Below are 19,901 nucleotides of genomic sequence, written 5' to 3' on the forward strand. Positions count from 1 at the left end.
GCCACCGGTCGCCATGATCGACATGTGACAGTGAAGGATGTCCGTCTCAACTTCCGGAGGCGCTTTCCAGTCCACCCAGACAGTAGTACTTGATATCGAGATATTCCTCGAGCCCCTGACGGCCACCTTCGCGACCCAGGCCGGATTGCTTGACGCCGCCGAAGGGAATCGGCGCGCCGGTCATCTTGACGGAATTGACCGAGACCATGCCGAAGCGCAGGCCACGCATCAGTTGCCAGATGCGGCGCACATCGTGGGTATAGACGTAGGCGGCGAGGCCGTATTCGGTGTCGTTGGCCATCGCGATCACCTCTTCCTCATCGTGCCAGGCGGTGATGCCGGCCACCGGCGAGAAGGTTTCCTCGCGCCAGACGCGCATGTCAGGCGTGATGTCGGCCAGCAGCACCGGCATGAAGAAGTTGGGGCCCGGCGCCATGCTCTGGTCGCCGTGGATCAGCCGCGCGCCGCGCTCGACGGCGTCATCGACGATGGTCTGCGCCTTGGCGACGGCGTCGCGGTGGATCAGCGGGCCAAGGTCGATTCCCTTCACCTGACCATTGCCGACCTTGAGCTGCTTCATGATGCGCGCGAAGTGGCTCAGGAAGTCCTCGTAGAGGCTGTCGTGGACCAGGATACGGTCGGCCGCGAGGCAGTCCTGACCGGAGGTCTGGAACTTGGCATCGACGGCGGCGCGCGCAGCCTCTTCGGGATCCATGTCCGGCCCGACGATGAAGGGCGCATTGCCGCCCAGTTCCAGCGAGACACGCTTGACGCTGTCGGCGCACTGTTTCAGCAGCAGACGCCCGACCCGGGTGGAGCCGGTGAATGACAGCCCGGCGACGCGCGGGTCATCACACAGCTGCCTGGAGACCTCGGAGGCCTCGCCGGTGATGACGCTGAAGACACCGGCGGGAATGCCGGCACGCTCGGCCAGCTCCGCCAGCGCCAGCGCCGAGAACGGCGTCTCGCCGGCCGGCTTGACCAGCACCGTGCAGCCCGCCGCCAGCGCGGCCGCGGCCTTGCGGGTGATCATCGCCAGCGGGAAGTTCCATGGCGTGATCAGCGCCGCGACACCGATAGGCTCACGCACGGTGCCCAGCGCGGCATTCGGGATATGGCTGGGAATGGTCTCGCCGAAGGCACGATTGCCCTCCTCGGCGAACCAGTGAACGAAGCTGGCGCCGTATTCCACCTCGCCGCGCCCATCGTCGAGCGACTTGCCCTGCTCACGCGTCATCAGCATGGCCAGGTCTTCCTTGTGGGCGCGGATGAGGTCGTACCAGGCATCCAGCAGCTCGCCGCGCTGGTCGACGCGCAGCTTGCGCCATTCACGCTGGGCCGCATCGGCGGTGGCGATGGCGGCGTCGATCTGCGCCTCCTCGAGCCACGGCACCTGACCGAGACGCTCGCCGGTGGCGGGGTCGAAGACCGCCTCCTCACGCCCGCTTTCGCCATGTACCCAGCAACCATTCACGTAGGCGAGCTGGCGAAACAGGCGCGGGTCTTCCAAGGCAATGCCTTGGCTGGCGAACTGGGTGGGCTCGGACGTCGCTCCGTCTTGGGAAGTTGCCCACTGTCGTGCAAGAGATTGAGCACTCATCGCTTGTCTCCCGGGCCGCACGGCCGTCATCTGAGAAGGCGGAACACCGCCAAAGACAACGCCCACCGAAACGCGGCGGGCGTCATGTGATGACCTCAGTGTGGGGGAGATGGGACGTGGAGACTTTCGGAATACCCGCCAACGACTTGGCGTTCTTTCTGTTGTGGCGGGCAAAGTGCGGATTCTTTCTGTGTGGCGAGTTCCTGACTAGACCGTTATAGATCAGAGCGGCATGGCTCATAACATCAAGAGTCAGAACGTCACTGATCGGACCGACGTGGCTCAGGCGGTCACGACATCACTCTCGGTCAGCTCGGCGTAGAGTTCCGGGTAGGCTTCCTGAAGGCGCTCAAGCTCGGTGCGCGCATGCGGGATGGCATCGGTCAGCTGCTGCCATTCCTCGTCACTGAGGTTGTCGCGCATCAGCGGGAACAGCTCCTGGCGCTCGGCACGTAGATAGTCACGGTGTGCCTCCACATACTCGCGCAGGTCGGCATTGAACTGATCCATCGGGATGATCTGGTCCATCAGGATGCTGTCGAGATTGTCGGACAGCTTGTCCAGACGCTCGTGCAGGGTGCGATATTGCTGGATGAGGCGCTGACAGAGTGGCGCGGCGTCTTCGGAGCGTTCGCACAGCATCTGGGTGCATTGACGCTCCAGCGGAATGATGAAGCCCTGCATGTAATCGAGAATGTAATCCACCACCTCACGCATCATGCGAAAGTCGGGACGCTCACCACTGACGAGCGTCTTGTGGCGGTGCGAAAGCACGTGCAGCAGACGGGCCATGTTGGCGTGGTCCTGGCGCAGCTGAGTCACATTGGGCATGACTTCCTCCTCCTTACGGAACAGGTGGCCGATGCTGGCAGACAGCGCTGCCGCCTCGGGCATTGCTACCGAATGTAGCAATGTCGTCACCTAGAAGTGTAGGACACATCCCCCGAGCGCCAGTTAGACGTTGGGTGGGATTGCCTAAATGAGCGTGTCATGCTGTCAGGAAAACATGACAGTCTGGTGCAATGTCACGCGCGGCCTGAGGCCGCTGACTGACCGCGCCGCCCCTGCTGATTTGTACAGTCCTGCAGGATCGGCCATGATGAGCGCAATACTGCCCCACGCCTGCCGGAGCCAGACTCGCCGATGGATCTTTTTGCCGATACCGCCTCGAATTCCCATGCGCCACTGGCCTTCCGCATGCGTCCCCGCACCCTGGATGACTACATCGGACAGACAGCGTTGGTCGGGCCTGACATGCCGCTGCGCCAGATGGTGGCCTCCGGCGTGGTGCGCTCGATGATCCTGTGGGGGCCGCCGGGGGTCGGCAAGACGACGCTGGCCGAGATTCTCGCCAAGGGCTGTGATGCCCATCTGGAGCAGCTCTCGGCGGTGATGGCCGGCGTCAAGGACATCCGCGAGGTGGTGGAGCGCGCCAGACACTTCCAGGCCAGCGATCGCCAGACGGTGATGTTTCTCGATGAGATCCACCGCCTCAACAAGAGCCAGCAGGACGCCCTGTTGCCGCACGTGGAATCCGGCCTGCTGACGCTGATCGGCGCGACCACCGAGAACCCGTCCTTCGAGGTCAACTCGGCCTTGCTGTCACGGGCGCGGGTCTATGTGCTCAAGGCCCTGGAGACGGACGACCTGATCGAGGTACTGACGCGCGCCCTGCAGGATGAGGTCAACGGCCTCGGCAAGCGTCACATCGAAGCCAGCCGCGAGACGCTGACCCGCATCGCGCGCTCGGCCTCCGGCGATGCACGCCGTGCCCTCGGCCTACTGGAGACCGCCTGTGACTTCGTGCGTCGTGAGCCAGACGCCCAGGGGGGAACGCGCGAGATACTCGAGGACAGCTCGCTGGAAGCCGTGCTGGGCCATCAGGCCTCGAGCTTCGACAAGCAGGGCGATGACTATTACGACCTGCTGTCGGCGATCCACAAGTCGATACGCTCCTCGCGGCCCGACGCGGCGCTGTTGTACATGGCGCGCTTCATGGATGGCGGCGGCGACCCGCTCGATGTCGTGCGGCGTCTGACGGCGATTGCCTCCGAGGATGTCGGCAACGCCGACCCACGCGCCCTGCCGCTGACCATCGCCGCCTGGGACGCCTATCTGCGCCTCGGCGACTACGAGGGCCAGCGCGCCATCGCGCATGCGGCAATCCATCTGGCCATCGCGCCCAAGAGCAATGCCATCGAGGTGGCCTGGAAGGAAGCCAAGGCCTTCGTGCGCCAGCAGCCCCACTTCGGGGTGCCGGTCTACCTGCGCAATGCCCCGACCACGCTGATGAAGGAGCTTGGCATGGGCGAAGGCTATCGCTATGCCCACAACGAGCCCAATGGCTATCCGGCCGGCAGCTCCCACGATGCCTGGCCAGAAGAGCTGCCGACCCAGCAGTTCTACCGCCCGACCCAGCATGGTGGTGAGAAGCGCTTCGCCGAGATTGAGCGCTGGCGCCGCGAGCAGGACGCCGCCGCAGACCGTGGCGAGACGCCCGGACAGAGCTGATCAGCGGCGAATCCTGCGCGCACATGATTGCCATGTCGCGACTGGCACAGACAAGAACGCCCGGACCATCTGGTCCGGGCGTTCCTGTCTGGCCAAGCGTATTCAGGATTTGCGCTGCACCTTGGGTGTGATCACTGCTCGCGAATGACGTCGGCGCCTTGCGGGATCTGGAACACGAAACGGCTATCCTGCAGCGACGGGTTGTACTGCACGTTGCTGAAGTCGATCGCCGTGCGCTGGCCGGTGGAATCCGCCATCTGCAGCATGTCGAGCTGCTCGCTGTCGAAGGTCAGCTTGAGGCTTTCAAACAGCGTATCGGCCTGTTTGGGCGTCAGCGTGAAGGTCTCACGTGCGCCCTGCTGCTGACGCTTGACCGCATAGTTGGCGGTCAGCTCACTGGCACGACCGGACAGCAACAGCGCCGGCGTATGGGTGACACGCTCATCCAGCGGCTGCACGGTGACCTGCTCGAGGTCCGGATCATGCAGATAGACTTCCTTGCCATCCGACACCACTTCCTGACGGTACGGCGCATCGACGCTCCAGCGGAACTTGCCCGGGCGCGACAGCCACATCTTGCCCTTGGCTTCCTGCAGACGCTGACCGGAGGCATCGAGGATCTGCTGATCGAAGTCGGCAGCATAGGTCTTGAGCGGCTCCAGCAGGCGCGACAGACGATCGCCTGCCGATTCCTCGGCGTGCGCTGGCAGAGCGGCCATGCCCAACATCAGCGCGGCGCCCAGCCCCTTGGCCAGACGAGCGGTCAACGAAGAAGCGAAAGAACGGGACAATGTCTTCATGAAACTCCTTGCGATGAGGAAGATCAGTGGCAAGCCTCGGCACCGAGGCCCTGCAGCTGACCATCACCATTTCAGCGATTCAGGATGATTGCTGCCAACAGCCTGCTGGCAGTGATCTGTTATCTGACGTCTTTGACACGAAGGGGAGCAAAAAGCTCCCCTTCGTGTGTTCCAGCGTGCAGCGACCAGGCCTGCGGCGGCTAGCCGCTGTGGTTGGGCGCGATCACTTCCCGCGAGCCATTGGTGCCCATCGCGGAGACGACACCGGCCATCTCCATCGCCTCGACCAGACGCGCGGCGCGGTTGTACCCGATCTTGAAGCGACGCTGCACGGCAGAGATGGAGGCACGACGCGACTCGACCACATAGGCCACGGCCTCATCGTAGAGCGCATCCTGCTCGGCATCGCTGTCCTCGCCTTCAGCCTCGAGGCCGGCCAGCGCATCGGCCTGCACGCCACCGGTGAGGATCTCCTCGATGTACTCCGGCGAGCCGCGACGCTTCCAGTCGTCGACCACGCGGTGAACCTCGTCATCATCGACGAAGGCGCCGTGAACGCGCGTCGGCATGCCGGCACCGGCCGGCAGGTAGAGCATGTCACCGTGGCCCAGCAGGTCCTCGGCGCCGCCCTGATCGAGGATGGTGCGCGAGTCGATCTTGGAGGAGACCTGGAAGGCCATGCGCGTCGGGATGTTGGCCTTGATCAGGCCGGTCACGACGTCCACCGACGGACGCTGGGTGGCCAGAATCAGGTGAATCCCCGCGGCACGCGCCTTCTGGGCCAGACGTGCGATCAGCTCCTCGACCTTCTTGCCGACGATCATGAACATGTCGGCGAACTCGTCGATCACCACCACGATGTAGGGCAGCTTGGCGAGCACCGGCGGATGCTGGTGCATCTCCCAGGGCTGCGGCTCCCACAGCGGGTCAGCGATCTGGGCACCATGTGCCTCGGCTTCATCGATCTTGGCATTGAAGCCGGCCAGGTTGCGCACGCCCATGGCGGCCATCAGCTTGTAGCGACGCTCCATCTCGGCGACACACCAGCGCAGGGCGTTGGCGGCCTCCTTCATGTCGGTCACCACCGGCGCCAGCAGGTGCGGAATGCCGTCATAGACCGACAGTTCCAGCATCTTGGGGTCGACCATGATCATGCGCACTTCATCCGGCGTGGCCTTGAGCAGCATCGAGATCAGCATCGAGTTGATGCCGACTGACTTGCCCGAACCGGTGGTACCGGCGACCAGCAGGTGTGGCATCTTGCCGAGGTTGGCCACGACAGGCGCGCCACCGATGTCCTGCCCCAGCGCCAGGGTGACCGGGGATTCCGCCAGCTGATAGGCATCGGAATCGAACACTTCACGCAGGCGAATCATGGCGCGGTTGGGGTTGGGAATCTCGATGCCGACCGTCGGACGACCCGGAATCACCTCGACCACACGCACGCTCTTGACCAGCAGTGAACGCGCCAGGTCCGTCGACAGGTTGGAGATCTTGGACGCCTTGACGCCCGGCGCCGGCTGAATCTCGAAGCGCGTGATGACCGGCCCCGGCCAGACATCCGCCACCTCGGCCTTGACGCCATACTCGCGCAGACGCACCACCAGCAGCTCGGCCATCTGGTCGAGCTCTTCTTCGCTGTAGTTGGGCTTCTGGGCATCCGGCGGCGTCAGCAGGCTCAGCTGCGGCAGGTCCCCTTCCGGCTCGTCCTCGTGATCGGCGCCTTCATGGCGCTGACTCTGCATGTGCTCCACGGTCCACAGGGTCGGGCCGGAGGGATCACTGGCAGCCGCCTGTGCATCCTCCGCCGTCGCCAGACGACCGCCGCCCGGCACCATGCCGGACTCATCGCCGTCATAGGCCCAGGAAGGACGCTCGGCCGGTGTGGGTGTCGCTTCCGGCGTGGCTGTCGGCGCCTCGAAAGGCGGCACATGCTCGGCCCGAGGCGCCACGGAATCGGGCTCCGCTGGCGCGACCGGCTCGGCCGGTTGATGAGGCGCTGCAGGCTGACGCGACTCAGGGGCATGCTGCTGCGGTGTGGCAGACGGGCTGCTCGGCGCCGCAGGCGCGTCTGCCGGTGTCGGCGTGTTGCCCTTCGGTTGCTCGAAGGCATCATCCCAGGAGACGACCGCCTTGCGAGCGGGAATCTCGGAAGAGGCCGCCGCGACACCGGCCGCCATCACACCCGCACCGGCAGCCAGCCCTGCGGCCGTGGCGAATTGACCACCGCTGCCGGGCAGGGGCGCATCATCGTCGTCCCTGGGCTCCGGTGGCTGATTGCGGCTATCCGACGCGGCATCGCTGCGCTCGCGCGCAAGTTGCGCGTCGCGCTCACGCTGTGCCTCTTTCTCGAGCTGCGCCTGCTTTTCAAGCTGCGCTTGACGCTCTGCCGCTTGCTGCTCGGCTGCGCGCTGCGCTTTCTGTTCTGCTTCGCGCTGCGCCTCCTGCTCTGCCAAGCGCTGCGCTTCCTGATCAGCCAAGCGCTGCGCTTCCTGCTCGCGAGCCAGCTCCTGAGCCTGAACCTGAGCCTGAGCTTGTGCCTTGTGAGCTTCGGCCTCGCTCTGCGCCTGAGCGTCTTGCGCCGTCTCGTGACGGGCAGTCTCATGACGAGCCGTGTCGTGACGAGCGGTCGGCGCAAAGGCAGAGGCGGCGTCCCAGGCAGTAGGGGCAGCCGTGCTGTCGGAGGCTGGTGCCGTGTCTTCGGCGGCAGGGCCTGGCGTCGCCGCCTTGGGAGCCTGCGTCGTGACTGAGGCGTCAGCATGACGCTGGCGCTCGGCCTCAATGGCAGCGGCTTGCGGCAGACGGGAGCGCGTGACATCGGCATGCGCGACACGCGGCGCGGAGGCGGCCTCTGCCGCCACGGCGGTCTTCAGGGCCGCAGCCAGATCAACCCCTTCAATGCTGACATTGGCGCTCTGCACCGTCATGCGCTCGGTGTAGGCAGCGCCCGGCACCTTGGCGGAAGGCGTGGTTTCAGCGGTCTGCCACGGAATGTCGGTGCTGCGGTCGTCCGCGAAGTCATCGCGAGCGCTGATGGCCTCGTCCGTACCGCCATCCAGAGACGGCTCGACACGGCGCTGGCCGCGCGGCTCGGCGGCGATGCCTTCTGCCTCCTGACGGCGACCAAGCAGAATCTCGTCGCTGTCCTCGTCCCACTCCTCCTCGCGGGTACGGCGGCCCGGCAGCAGACGCTGCCACCAGCTCAGTCTGGGGGCCGGGTCGCGATCCGAGTCATCCTCTTCGCCGTCCTCGTGCGTCAGCGACTCTTCGGCGTAGGCTGCCTCGTCATCGTAGCCGTCCTGATCGTCGCGGCGGCTGTTGAAGCGCTCGGCGAACCAACCGGACACCCGCATGCAGCCATTGCCCAGCTCATCCATGACCGTCAGCCACGACATGCCGGTAAACAGCGTGAAGCCACACAGGAAGCTGGCCATCGCGACCAGCACAGTCCCGCCCATGCCGATCAATGGCGTCAGTGCCCCGGCGATGCCCTTTCCGAGAATGCCGCCTGCGCCGTTGGTCAGCTGGCTATCGGGGCTGTAGAACTGGATATCACCGATGACGCAGGTCGCCATGATCAGCAGGAACAGCCCGCCAGCGCGCACCGCGATGGTCGTCGGGTCCCACACCAGCTCTGTACTGGGCTGACGCATCAGACGCCAGGCACCGAAGCCCAGCATCGCCGGCCACCACAGGGCACTGCCGCCGAACAGAGAATACAGCACGTCTGACAGCCAGGCGCCGATGCTGCCCATCCAGTTGCTGGGCGTCAGCTCAGGGCCGCTGTAGGACCAGCCGGGGTCCGTCGGCGCATAGCTGAACAACGCCAGCAGCATGAAGACACAGAGGCTGAGCATGAGAATGACCACGCCTTCACGGCTGACGCCCTGCAGGGTGGTGGTCAGGCGTGACGGTGGTCGCGCTGCCTTCTCCGCACGCTGCTCGGCGCGGATGGCCTGGCGTTCGGCGCGTTCGGCCTGACGCTCGGCGCGACGCTGGGCTGCAGGACTCTCTTCCTGCACGCGCGGCTTGTTTCTGGCCTTGGTAGCAGGCTGGCCGCTGGCGTCCTTCCTCGCGGGCTTGCCCGAGACGCGCGGCGTCTTGCGTGCCGGGCTGGACTCAGTGGCCGAAGCACCGCGCAGACGCGCGAAGAAGCCCGGCGAGTCCGCTTTCTGACGGGCACGCTTCCTGGGTGTTGCTGCCGCACGGCGGCTACGGGTTTCAGGCTTGGCCTGTTCCCGACTTGTCTTTCTGGCACTCTTGGCAGTCAAGTCGCCATCCCCCTTGCACCTTGTGGGCGATTTTCCATGTACCTTCAGCCGGTTATCATAACCATTCGATGGCAGTGACGTCATAATTGCCGATTCACGTCTGCTCATGACGCCAAGGCGCCAGGAGCCCATTGCTCCGTGCATGTTCCCGAACCGACAAGAGGCTGCCCATGCTTCCCTGGCTTCCCCCTGCCCCTGTCCGCTTTCCGCATGCTTCCACCGCCCTGAGCGAGCCCGATGGCCTGCTGTGTGCGGGGGGCGAACTCAGTCCCGAGTGGCTGCTGGCGGCCTACCCCCGCGGCATATTTCCCTGGTTCAGTCCGGGTGACCCCATCCTGTGGTGGTCACCGGACCCACGCATGGTGCTCAAGCCAGAGGAAGTCCGTGTACGCCGCAGTCTGGCCAAGCGCCTGCGCAATGCAGGCCTGAGCTACAGTATCGACCGCGACTTTACCGGTGTGATCAATGCCTGTGCCAGCATTCCTCGCGATGGCCAGGCAGGCACGTGGATATTGCCAGAAATGCAGCAGGCCTACATCGCCCTGCATGCCATGGGACATGCCCACAGCGTTGAAGTCTGGCAGGGCGATTCTCTGGTGGGCGGCCTGTATGGCGTCGCCTGTGGACGCATCTTCTTCGGCGAGTCGATGTTCTCGCGCGTGCCCGATGCCTCGAAACTGGCGCTGGTGATCCTGTGCCAGGAATTGAAGGCACGGGATTTTCCGTTGATCGACTGTCAGATGCATACTCCGCACCTGGCAAGTCTTGGCGCCCGCAGCATCGCCCGCAGCGATTTCATCAGCTATCTTGACCAGTATGCCACTGGCCAAGGGCATGAGGGCAAGTGGTCACTGACATCCTGGCCCACGCAGCACGCCCGGGAATGATGGCCACGGCAATTCCAAGAGGGAGATGATGCAACGGTGAGCAGCAATACCCCCAAGCAACCGCAACGCGATCTGCGCTTCTTTCTGACGGTACCGCACGCCTGCAGCTATCTGGAAGGCCGCCAGGCGACCACGCTGTTTCTCGATCCGCAGGAAGCGCCCAATTCCGGTGTCTATGACGCCCTTGCCCTGCTCGGCTTTCGTCGCAGCGGCTCTCATCTCTATCGTCCGCATTGCGGTGATTGCCGTGCCTGCATTTCCGTACGCGTGCCGATCGCCGACTTCACGCCCAACCGCACCCAGAAGCGTCTGGTGCGTCGCAATGCCGACCTGGTCATCGAAGAGGGACCCGCACTCTTCGACCCCGAGCATTATCGCCTCTACGCCCATTACATCCGCAGCCGTCATGCGGATGGCGACATGTTCCCGCCCAGTCATGAGCAGTATCGCACCTTCCTCACCTCCCGCGATGACTATGCCCGCCTGGTGAGCTTTCGCCTCGATGGCCGTCTGGTGGCCGTCGCCGCCATGGACCGCATGAGTCATGGCCTTTCCGCCATCTATACCTTCTACGATCCGGATGAGTCACTGAATCAGCGCTCGCTGGGGACCTACGCGGTGCTGTGGCAGATTGAGCAGGCACGCCGCGAAGGCCTGACCCACCTCTATCTGGGCTACTGGATCCGCGATTGCCGCAAGATGAACTACAAGCAGCATTTCCAGCCGCTCGAGTATCTGGATGGCAGCCACTGGCGGCGACGCATACCGGCCAACCATACCGACAGTCATCTGCCACTGAGCCTGGTCAAGCAAGGCGCGTCAGTGACATCCGGCGAGTGACGCGCTGAGCTCATTACATGGGCTCATTCCCATAGGCTCTTTCGACGCGCTCTCCAGGCGCCCTCTCGACGCAAGCGCTCTGACAACGCTAAGGTGACGCAACACTCAGCTGGCAGGGGCTCATCAGACAGCGCCGAGTGCCGACCAACCGCCTGCCGTGAGTTGCCCCGGCGCCAGATGCCGATTTTTATCTTCCTCCTGAGCTGCCCACAGGCGCTCAAGGAGCGTACAATCGCGCTTCGACTTTGCCTTGCCGCCGCCCTTACGGCACAATATCGCGTATCGAAGTCCCGAATCGGGCACTTTTTGTGCTGAGGCGGCTCGGAACTACCAGCAGTATTCCCTGTAATAAGTGAGGATCAGCCTATATGGCGCGTGAAGATCATATTGAAATGGAAGGCGTCATCGTCGACACCCTTCCGAACACCACTTTCCGTGTTGAACTGGAAAACGGCCACATCGTGACCGCTCACATCTCCGGCAAGATGCGCAAGAACTACATCCGCATCCTGACTGGCGACAAGGTCAAGGTTGAGCTGACTCCGTACGACCTGTCCAAGGGCCGTATCGTCTACCGTTCGCGCTAAGCACGGTCAGACTGCCCTGCCGGTTGCCATGCCATCGATCACTCTGCACGTCCTGGACCTGCATGCGATCATCATGACACCGGCTGGCTGAACCGGTCGCTCCCGGCACCTCAGGCACCAGCGTCACCTCCGCCTGAACCCTCCGCCCGGACCCGGAACGCATCGAGGTTGCAAGACTTGCCCTTCGCGGCGAGACACCCGCCACCTCGATGGCGTATGCCTGAGTATTCCGATGATGCCGCCTTGTCCCATGAATGCGTCTTGAGCCCGAACGCCAATCTGGTCTTCGCTCCCATTCAATGATGACAGGCGGCTCATCCCCGCTGGGCATCTTCTCCACCAGTGCGCATTCGCTCCCCCCGATACGCATTCGCCTCCTCCTGTACTCATCCAACTCCCCGCCCTTCCCTCGAGGATGGCGAGCCCCTTGGCGTGCGCGCGTGTCCAGCTTGAGCAATCGACGTCATGCTCGCTACGTGCGGACAGCTTGCTGACTGACAGGCATAAAAAACGGCCAGTGCTTGAGCACTGACCGTTCATGTCGCCCCTTCAGGGCAGCAAGCTTAGCGTCAGATCACGCCATTTCCGCTTCCGTTTCCAGGTGCAGCTCGCCGTTGTCGACCGTGACATGCACGATGCCGCCCGACTCGGACAGGTCGCCAAACAGGATCATCTCTGCCAGCGGCTTCTTGAGCTTCTCCTGAATCACGCGTGCCATCGGGCGAGCACCCATTGCCGGGTCATACCCGAGAGTCGCCAGCAAGTCGCGCGCCTCGTCAGCGACATCCAGCTGCACGCGCTTCTCATCCAGCTGCGCCTGCAGTTCGACCAGGAACTTGTCGACCACATTGCGTACCACGGCGAGATCCAGCGCGCCGAACTGGATGATGCCATCCAGACGGTTGCGGAATTCCGGCGAGAACGTCTTGCGGATGACTTCCATGGCGTCGGTGGAGTGATCCTGGTGCTTGAAGCCGATGGAGCGACGCGCCACCTGCTCGGCACCCGCATTGGAGGTCATCACCAGAATGACGTTGCGGAAGTCCGCTTCGCGACCGTTGTTGTCGGTCAGGCGGCCGTGGTCCATCACCTGCAGCAGCAGGTTGAAGACTTCCGGGTGTGCCTTCTCGATCTCATCCAGCAACAGCACGCAGTGCGGCTGCTTGGTGATGGCTTCGGTCAACAGACCACCCTGGTCATAACCGACGTAGCCCGGCGGTGCCCCGATGAGGCGCGAGACGGTGTGACGCTCCATGTACTCGGACATGTCGAAGCGCACCAGCTCGATACCCATCAGCGCCGCCAGCTGACGAGCGACCTCGGTCTTACCGACGCCTGTCGGGCCAGCGAACAGGAAGCTGCCCACCGGCTTGTCCGGCGCCTTGAGGCCTGCACGCGACAGCTTGATCGCCGCGGACAGCCCGGTGATGGCGTCGTCCTGCCCGAACACCAGCATCTTGAGATCGCGCTCGAGATTGGACAGCAGCTTCTTGTCGGAGCTGGAGACCGTCTTCGGCGGAATGCGGGCGATGGAGGCGACGATCGCCTCGACCTGCTCGGTATCGATGGTATCGACGCGGATGCTCTCCGGCAGCAGGCGCTGGTGGGCACCGGCCTCGTCGATCACGTCGATGGCCTTGTCCGGCAGCTGACGGTCGTTGATGTAGCGGTCCGCCAGACGCACTGCCGTTTCCAGCGAGGCATCGGTGTACTTGATGGCATGGTGCTCCTCGAAGCGACCACGCAGCCCCTTGAGGATGCGGATGGTGTCATCCACCGACGGCTCCATGACATCGACCTTCTGGAAGCGACGCGCCAGGGCGCGGTCCTTCTCGAAGATGCCACGGAATTCCTGGAAGGTGGTGGAACCGATGCAACGCAGCTCGCCGGAAGACAGCAGCGGCTTGAGCAGGTTGGAGGCATCCATCACGCCACCGGACGCGGCACCCGCACCGATGACGGTGTGGATCTCGTCGATGAACAGGATCGAGTTCGGTTCCTTGCGCAGCTCCGCCAGCAGCGACTTGAGACGCTTCTCGAAGTCACCGCGGTACTTGGTGCCGGCCAGCAGCGCCCCGAGATCCAGCGAGTAGACCACGGCTTCCTTGATGACGTCCGGCACGTCCTCCTCGACGATGCGCTTGGCGAGACCTTCCGCGATGGCGGTCTTGCCGACACCGGCCTCACCGACCAGCAGCGGGTTGTTCTTGCGGCGGCGCACCAGAATCTGCACCACACGCTCGAGCTCGCCATCGCGGCCAATCAGCGGGTCGATCTTGCCAAGACGCGCCTGCTCGTTGAGGTTGGTGGCGTAGTTGGTCAGCGGGTTGTTGCCGCCTTCGCTGCTCGCCTCTTCGCTCTCTTCATTCTCGACCGACGCCTGGGGCGTCTGGGTGTGACCCGCGACCTTGGAGATGCCATGCGCGATGTAATTGACCGCATCCACACGCGCGACATTCTGCTGCTTGAGGAAGTAGACGGCCTGACTTTCCTGCTCGGAGAAGATGGCCACCAGCACGTTGGCGCCGGTCACTTCACTCTTGCCGGAAGATTGCACGTGGAAGACGGCACGCTGCAGGACGCGCTGGAAGCCCAGCGTCGGCTGCGTCTCGCGGTCTTCCTGCTCTTCCGGAATCAGCGGGGTGGTGGAATTGATGAAGTCCTGAAGGTCGACTCGCAGCTTGTCCAGGTTGGCACCACAGGCGCGCAGGACATCGGCAGCGGAGGCATTGTCCAGCAGTGCCAGCAGGAGGTGTTCCACGGTCATGAATTCGTGGCGTTTGGAACGTGCCACGGTGAAGGCCGTGTTCAGGGTCAGTTCAAGTTCTTTGCTCAACATGGCAAGTCCCCTCTAGGCCGCGTCTTGGACGGATCACTCCGCCCGGTCGATGTCGCACAGCAGCGGATGCTGGCACTCTCGAGCATATTGATTGACTTGGTGGCATTTCGTTTCCGCGATGTCGCGACTGAAGATGCCACAGGTTCCTTTTCCCTGATGATGGACAGCGAGCATGATCTGTACTGCCTGCTCCTGATCCTTGTTGAAAAAGGTGGTCAGCACCTCCACGACGAAGTCCATCGGCGTGAAGTCATCATTGTGCAGAACAACCTTGTACATGGGCGGTGGAGCCAGTTCAGGCTCAGCGGTCTCGAATGCCAGATCACCTTCGTGGTCTTCCTGGTATCCGGGTTCCTGAGCCGACGGGGCCTGATTGCTGATCGACAGTGTCTCCAGAAAGGGAGGACTGCCGCGCGATGTCTCTGTCTTGAACATAAGGGGCTGATCCGGTGAACACAAGCCGTGACGAAGCAGATTGCCTCAACGCGCCGCGGAGAAGGTCAAGCGCTGCCACGTCGTCTCAATGTGGGTGTGATAAGGAAAAGATGGGGGCTTGTCGATCTGGTTGCAAGCTTTAGTCGCGCACGCCTGAGCGTACACGTTCATGCCTGCATCGCGAAGCTCTGACATGAATGCGGACATTTGCATGCATTTTCGCTCACATACGCGACAGACACCTCTCGACAGGCGTCGCCAACTGGCGACCCATTCAAGCGTCTCGCTGCTCAATGAAACCCGGAATGCTACCGCACAGCCCCCCGCGCGGAACGCTCCACGCAGAACGCACAGGAGTGGCAATTGTTGGCAGCCGTCTGGGCGCGCAACCGAGGAGCTTCCATCTCAAACGCAAGAAGGCCCCCGGACATGTCCGGGGGCCTTCTGCTGAAACCTGTCACGCAACCTGATGCCTGGGCATCAGATCAACGCAGGGTCTCAGGCATCCATGTTGTCAGCAACAGCCTGACCGAACTCGGAGCACTTCAGCAGCTTGGCATCGTCCATCAGGCGATGGAAGTCATAGGTGACTTCGCCCTTGGCGATGGCCTTCTCGACGCCTTTCAGCACGAGATCAGCCGCTTCGACCCAACCCATGTGACGCAGCATCATCTCGGCTGAGAGGATGACGGAGCCCGGGTTGACCTTGTCCTGGCCAGCGTACTTCGGTGCAGTACCGTGAGTCGCTTCGAACATGGCGACGGTGTCGGACAGGTTGGCACCCGGCGCGATACCGATACCACCCACTTCCGCCGCCAGAGCGTCGGACAGGTAGTCACCGTTCAGGTTCAGGGTGGCGATGACGTCATATTCCGCCGGACGCAGCAGGATCTGCTGGAGCATGGCGTCAGCGATGACGTCCTTGACCACGATGTCCTTGCCGTTGTTCGGGTTCTTGAAGGTCATCCACGGGCCGCCATCCAGCAGCTCGCCGCCGAACTCGTCCTTGACGATTTCGTAGCCCCAGTCCTTGAAGGCACCTTCGGTGAACTTCATGATGTTGCCCTTGTGCACCAGGGTCAGCGACTCACGGTCGTTGTCGATGGTGTACTGGACAGCCTGACGGACCAGACGCTTGGTGCCTTCTTCGGAGACCGGCTTGACGCCGATACCGCAGTTCTCCGGGAAGCGGATGTTGGTGACACCCATCTCTTCACGCAGGAACTTGATGACCTTGTCGGCTTCCGGCGTTCCCGCTTTCCATTCGACACCGGCATAGATGTCTTCGGAGTTTTCGCGGAAAATGACCATGTCGACGTCAGCCGGCTTCTTGACCGGGCTCGGCACACCAGTGAACCAGCGCACCGGGCGCAGGCAGGTGTACAGATCCAGCTTCTGACGCAGAGCGACGTTCAGGGAGCGAATACCACCGCCCACCGGAGTGGTCAGCGGACCCTTGATGGAAACGATGTAATCCTTGACAGCCTCGAGAGTCTCTTCCGGCAGCCAGGTGTCAGCATCATAAACGTGAGTGGCTTTTTCACCGGCGTAGACTTCCATCCAGTGAATCTTGCGCTCGCCGCCATAGGCCTTGTCGACAGCAGCGTCGATGGCAATCTTCATGGCCGGAGTCACGTCCACACCGATACCATCGCCTTCGATGAACGGGATGATCGGATTATTCGGAACGTTGAGGGTATTGTCGGAATTTGCGGTGATCTTGGCACCGCCTTCCGGGACGACAATCTTCTGGAACCCCATTGATAACTCCCCTGTCATGGATTCAGTGGAGGCGCGAGTATAGCACCCGTGCCGCTTCTCACAGTAGGCTTATACGGCAGCCGCGACAAAAGTCTAAACCATGTCTCTCATATATCTGCTTCACAAGCCTTACCGCGTCCTGACCCAGTTCACCGACCGCGATCAGGGCCGCCAGACACTCGCTGACTTCATCGATGTGCCGGATGTCTATGCCGCCGGGCGCCTCGACTATGACTCCGAGGGACTGCTGCTGCTCACCAGTGATGGCGCGCTCTCCCACCAGATCGCGCACCCGAAGAAGAAACAGCCCAAGACCTACTGGGTGCAGGTGGAAGGTGCCCCTGACGAGCAGGCCATCGCCGCGCTGCGTGCCGGCGTCGAGCTCAAGGATGGCATGACGCGCCCAGCCAAAGTGCGGCGCATCGAGCCCCCCGAGTTGCTAGACAGGCAACCCCCTGTGCGCTTCCGTGCGAGCATTCCGACCCACTGGCTGGAGATCATCATCAGCGAAGGTCGCAATCGCCAGGTGCGCCGCATGACCGCCCATGTCGGCCTGCCGACCCTGCGTTTGATCCGCGCGGCCATCGGGCCATGGAAGCTCGACGGCCTTGCCCCCGGTGAATGGCGCAGCGAGGAAGTCGAGATGCCAGCAGTACCTCGACGCGAGTCCCGCTCGCCACGCCACAAGGGCGCGACTGGCAAGCCGGGCGAGCGCCGCACCGGCAACGCTGGCCCCCGGGGCAGTGGCGATAGAGGCAACAGCGCGGGCAAGAGCGGCAAGGGCTCAGGTCGGGGTTCCAGTCGGAGTTCTGGCCAGACTGAAGGCAAGGGTTCAGGCAAGCCCCCCGGCGCCCGCGCCCCCTCTCGTCGTCCCTCATCCCCCAAGAAAGGAAGGAAATCCTGATGGCTGCTCGCTGGACCCCGAATGTCACCGTCGCCTGTGTCGTCGAACGCGCCGGGCGCTACCTGATCGTCGAGGAAGACAAGGGCGGGCCCTGCACGGTGTTCAACCAGCCGGCCGGCCATCTCGAACCGCATGAGCGCATCATCGACGGCGTACAACGCGAAGTCCGCGAGGAAACCGCCTGGCGCATCCTGCTGACCGGCTATCTCGGCCTCTATGTGCACGTGGCCGAGGATGGCACCCACTTCCACTCCCACAGTTTCGAGGCCGCCGCCCTTGAGCACCTGTGCACGCCGCTGGACCCTGACATCGTCAGAACGCACTGGCTGTCGCTTGAGGAGATCGAGCAGCTCGAGGACATGGGCCGCCTGCGCAGCCCGCTGGTGACCCGGCGTATTCGCGATAGCCAGCGTGGCAAGCGTTTCCCGCTGGATGTGCTGCACGATTGAGCGATTGCGCGCGCCGGAAGTCCGCCGCCAGGCGTGCTGTCGAGCGGCGCTTGCGGCCCAGTGCGGCAGACGGCGCAGGCGGGGTGAATCCCACCCCCGCATTCAGGTATAATCCCGCCCATTCAAGCGGCGCCAGAATGACGGGTCTGCCGCCTCCCCTGTTTGTGACAACCCGCGGCCATGCGGGTGACGAGAGAACTGATGACCGCTGAAACCGGTACCGGAACCAAGGTCATCGTCGGCATGTCCGGCGGTGTCGACTCCTCCGTCTCTGCCCTGTTGTTGATGGAGCAGGGCTACCACGTCGAAGGCCTGTTCATGAAGAACTGGGACGAAGACGACGGTAGCGAATACTGCACCGCCCTCGAAGACCTGGCCGATGCCCAGGCCGTGTGCGACAAGCTCGGCATCAAGCTGCACACCGCCAACTTCGCCGCAGAGTACTGGGATAACGTCTTCGAGCACTTCCTGGCCGAATACAAGGCCGGTCGCACGCCGAATCCCGACATCCTGTGCAACCGCGAGATCAAGTTCAAGGTCTTCCTCGAATATGCCGAGATGCTGGGCGCCGAGCTGATCGCCACCGGTCACTACGTGCGTGGCGGCGTGCGTGATGGTCTCCCGCGCCTTCTCAAGGGCCTGGACACCAACAAGGACCAGAGCTACTTCCTGCATGCCGTGCCGCAGGCGGCCATCGCGCGCACCCTGTTCCCGGTCGGCGAGCTCGAGAAGCACGAAGTGCGCGCCATCGCCGAGAAGCATGAGCTGATCACCGCGCGCAAGAAGGATTCCACCGGCATCTGCTTCATCGGCGAGCGGCGTTTCGCCGACTTCCTCAAGCAGTACCTGCCCGCTCAGCCCGGCAAGATCGAGACCCCCGATGGCGATGTCATCGGCGAGCACATGGGCCTGATGTACTACACCCTGGGCCAGCGCCAGGGGCTGGGAATCGGTGGCCTCAAGCGCTATCCGGACGCGCCCTGGTTCGTGTGTGCCAAGGATCTGGAGCGCAACGTGCTGATCGCCGTGCAGGGCAAGCACCACGACCTGCTCTACACTCAGGCGTTGAGCACCGAATCCGTCGACTGGGTCGCCGGCGAGCCGCCGCAGACCGATGCCAATGGCGAGCTGCGCATTCGCTGCAAGAACCGCTATCGCCAGGAAGATCAGGCCGCGACCTTGATCGTCAATGACGGCCAGCGTGTCGAGGTGCGTTTCGATGAACCGCAACGCGCCGTCACGCCCGGCCAGTCTGCCGTCTTCTATCTCGGCGACATCTGTCTGGGCGGCGGCGTGATCGATGCCGCCTGGAAACTTCCGGCGGCGGACGCCAGCGCTTCCACCGCCCCGCTCTCTGGCCCCGAGGAGTCCGCCGCGCAATGACCAGCGTGCCGATCCGTCCCGTCACTGATACCACTACCCGCCAGGCACTTTCGCTGGCGGGCGTCTTCCAGGCAGCCGCGCTGGTCGATGAGCTGGCCCGCCACGGCCAGTGCGATGAGCGCGCCTGGGAAACCCTGGTCAATGCCACGCTGGATACCAATCCGGAAAGCTTCGAAGCCATCTACGGCGGGCACCATAACCGCCTGCGGCTCGGCATCGACACCGTCAGTGCGGTGATGGAACGTCGCCAGGTCTCGCCCGTGGTGATGCGTTACGGCTTCTCGCTGGTGATGCTGATGAGCAAGCTCAAGAAGGACCCGGACATGCTGGACAAGCTGGGGGCAGGACTGACGCGTATTCAGGGCCAGGCCGAGCACTTCGGGCCGACCCACGAGAACGTGATCGCAAGCCTCGGCGAGCTCTACCAGCAGACCCTCTCCACTTTCCGTTACCGGATCGTGGTGCAGGGCGATCCCGGTCTGCTGCAGCAACGCATGATGCCAGAGCGCATCCGTTGCGCCCTGCTGGCCGGCGTACGCTTCGCGCTGCTGTGGGACCAGCAGGGTGGCCGTCGCTGGAAGCTGGTCTTCCAGCGCAGCGCGCTCAAGAAGTCATTGCAGCAGCTGGGCTGAGC

14 protein-coding genes and 1 pseudogene are annotated in these 19,901 nt (G+C 63.4%); 8 read left to right on the forward strand and 7 right to left on the reverse strand.

Translation table 11 applies throughout. The annotated features are described in order from the left end of the window. Positions 1-46: 46 nt before the first annotated feature. Positions 47-1,600 carry an NAD-dependent succinate-semialdehyde dehydrogenase gene (locus AOG28_RS05740; RefSeq protein ID WP_082388338.1) on the reverse strand — a complete coding sequence of 518 codons (1,554 nt, stop codon included), beginning with the start codon at positions 1,598-1,600 and terminating at the stop codon, positions 47-49. Positions 1,601-1,882: 282 nt separating this feature from the next. Further along, positions 1,883-2,431: a hemerythrin domain-containing protein gene (locus tag AOG28_RS05745; RefSeq protein ID WP_043331576.1), complete on the reverse strand. Its 549-nt coding sequence runs from the start codon at positions 2,429-2,431 to the stop codon at positions 1,883-1,885. Between the two features lie 312 nt (positions 2,432-2,743). Here AOG28_RS05745 and AOG28_RS05750 point away from each other — a divergent pair, with 312 nt between their 5' ends. Then, complete coding sequence (locus AOG28_RS05750; RefSeq protein ID WP_054555614.1) at positions 2,744-4,111, forward strand: replication-associated recombination protein A; 1,368 nt, start codon at positions 2,744-2,746, stop codon at positions 4,109-4,111. A gap of 131 nt (positions 4,112-4,242) precedes the next feature. Here AOG28_RS05750 and lolA read toward each other — a convergent pair whose 3' ends face one another. Then, the gene (gene lolA, locus AOG28_RS05755; protein ID WP_054555615.1) at positions 4,243-4,911 is read right to left on the reverse strand and encodes an outer membrane lipoprotein chaperone LolA; all 669 of its coding nucleotides are present in this window, start codon (positions 4,909-4,911) and stop codon (positions 4,243-4,245) included. A 200-nt stretch (positions 4,912-5,111) separates the two neighbouring features. Further along, on the reverse strand, positions 5,112-9,182 hold the full coding sequence (locus AOG28_RS18860; protein WP_326998954.1) for a DNA translocase FtsK: 4,071 nt from the start codon (positions 9,180-9,182) through the stop codon (positions 5,112-5,114). Between the two features lie 170 nt (positions 9,183-9,352). Here AOG28_RS18860 and aat point away from each other — a divergent pair, with 170 nt between their 5' ends. The 3 genes from aat to infA all read left to right on the forward strand — a co-directional run bounded on the left by aat (position 9,353) and on the right by infA (position 11,496). Continuing rightward, positions 9,353-10,069, forward strand: a complete 717-nt coding sequence (gene aat / locus AOG28_RS05765; protein ID WP_043333849.1) for a leucyl/phenylalanyl-tRNA--protein transferase — start codon at positions 9,353-9,355, stop codon at positions 10,067-10,069. Positions 10,070-10,105: 36 nt separating this feature from the next. Continuing rightward, positions 10,106-10,909 carry an arginyltransferase gene (locus tag AOG28_RS05770; RefSeq protein ID WP_054555616.1) on the forward strand — a complete coding sequence of 268 codons (804 nt, stop codon included), beginning with the start codon at positions 10,106-10,108 and terminating at the stop codon, positions 10,907-10,909. A 368-nt stretch (positions 10,910-11,277) separates the two neighbouring features. Next, positions 11,278-11,496, forward strand: coding sequence for a translation initiation factor IF-1 (infA, locus tag AOG28_RS05775; protein ID WP_024953359.1), 219 nt, complete (start codon positions 11,278-11,280; stop codon positions 11,494-11,496). Between the two features lie 574 nt (positions 11,497-12,070). Here infA and clpA read toward each other — a convergent pair. The 3 genes from clpA to icd form a co-directional block, all read right to left on the reverse strand. Beyond that, a complete protein-coding gene (gene clpA / locus AOG28_RS05780) occupies positions 12,071-14,335 on the reverse strand; it encodes an ATP-dependent Clp protease ATP-binding subunit ClpA (protein ID WP_043333850.1) in 2,265 nt (754 codons plus the stop codon). A 33-nt stretch (positions 14,336-14,368) separates the two neighbouring features. After that, positions 14,369-14,770: an ATP-dependent Clp protease adapter ClpS gene (gene clpS / locus AOG28_RS05785; protein WP_082388342.1), complete on the reverse strand. Its 402-nt coding sequence runs from the start codon at positions 14,768-14,770 to the stop codon at positions 14,369-14,371. Between the two features lie 498 nt (positions 14,771-15,268). Next, on the reverse strand, positions 15,269-16,531 hold the full coding sequence (gene icd / locus AOG28_RS05790; RefSeq protein WP_043333852.1) for an NADP-dependent isocitrate dehydrogenase: 1,263 nt from the start codon (positions 16,529-16,531) through the stop codon (positions 15,269-15,271). 100 nt (positions 16,532-16,631) lie between these two features. Here icd and AOG28_RS05795 point away from each other — a divergent pair. The 4 genes and pseudogenes from AOG28_RS05795 to hflD form a co-directional block, all read left to right on the forward strand. After that, positions 16,632-17,246: pseudogene (locus tag AOG28_RS05795) on the forward strand (pseudouridine synthase); the annotation flags it as partial. A 188-nt stretch (positions 17,247-17,434) separates the two neighbouring features. Then, entirely contained in the window at positions 17,435-17,884 is a 450-nt protein-coding gene (locus tag AOG28_RS05800; RefSeq protein ID WP_043333853.1) for an NUDIX domain-containing protein, read from the forward strand. 201 nt (positions 17,885-18,085) lie between these two features. Then, entirely contained in the window at positions 18,086-19,267 is a 1,182-nt protein-coding gene (mnmA, locus tag AOG28_RS05805; RefSeq protein WP_054555617.1) for a tRNA 2-thiouridine(34) synthase MnmA, read from the forward strand. Beyond that, on the forward strand, positions 19,264-19,899 hold the full coding sequence (hflD, locus tag AOG28_RS05810; protein WP_043333854.1) for a high frequency lysogenization protein HflD: 636 nt from the start codon (positions 19,264-19,266) through the stop codon (positions 19,897-19,899). The genes mnmA and hflD overlap by 4 nt, the downstream gene beginning before the upstream one ends. Positions 19,900-19,901 lie beyond the last annotated feature (2 nt).

This window comes from Cobetia sp. UCD-24C, assembly GCF_001306765.1.
Lineage (GTDB): Bacteria > Pseudomonadota > Gammaproteobacteria > Pseudomonadales > Halomonadaceae > Cobetia > Cobetia amphilecti.

Excerpts from the sequence above, each read along its gene's own strand:
- AOG28_RS05740 (WP_082388338.1), bottom strand. The coding sequence starts at position 1,600 with ATGAGTGCTCAATCTCTTGCACGACAGTGGGCAACTTCCCAAGACGGA.
- AOG28_RS05745 (WP_043331576.1), bottom strand. The coding sequence starts at position 2,431 with ATGCCCAATGTGACTCAGCTGCGCCAGGACCACGCCAACATGGCCCGT.
- AOG28_RS05750 (WP_054555614.1), top strand. The coding sequence starts at position 2,744 with ATGGATCTTTTTGCCGATACCGCCTCGAATTCCCATGCGCCACTGGCC.
- lolA (WP_054555615.1), bottom strand. The coding sequence starts at position 4,911 with ATGAAGACATTGTCCCGTTCTTTCGCTTCTTCGTTGACCGCTCGTCTG.
- aat (WP_043333849.1), top strand. The coding sequence starts at position 9,353 with ATGCTTCCCTGGCTTCCCCCTGCCCCTGTCCGCTTTCCGCATGCTTCC.
- infA (WP_024953359.1), top strand. The coding sequence starts at position 11,278 with ATGGCGCGTGAAGATCATATTGAAATGGAAGGCGTCATCGTCGACACC.
- clpA (WP_043333850.1), bottom strand. The coding sequence starts at position 14,335 with ATGTTGAGCAAAGAACTTGAACTGACCCTGAACACGGCCTTCACCGTG.
- clpS (WP_082388342.1), bottom strand. The coding sequence starts at position 14,770 with ATGTTCAAGACAGAGACATCGCGCGGCAGTCCTCCCTTTCTGGAGACA.
- icd (WP_043333852.1), bottom strand. The coding sequence starts at position 16,531 with ATGGGGTTCCAGAAGATTGTCGTCCCGGAAGGCGGTGCCAAGATCACC.
- AOG28_RS05800 (WP_043333853.1), top strand. The coding sequence starts at position 17,435 with ATGGCTGCTCGCTGGACCCCGAATGTCACCGTCGCCTGTGTCGTCGAA.
- mnmA (WP_054555617.1), top strand. The coding sequence starts at position 18,086 with ATGACCGCTGAAACCGGTACCGGAACCAAGGTCATCGTCGGCATGTCC.
- hflD (WP_043333854.1), top strand. The coding sequence starts at position 19,264 with ATGACCAGCGTGCCGATCCGTCCCGTCACTGATACCACTACCCGCCAG.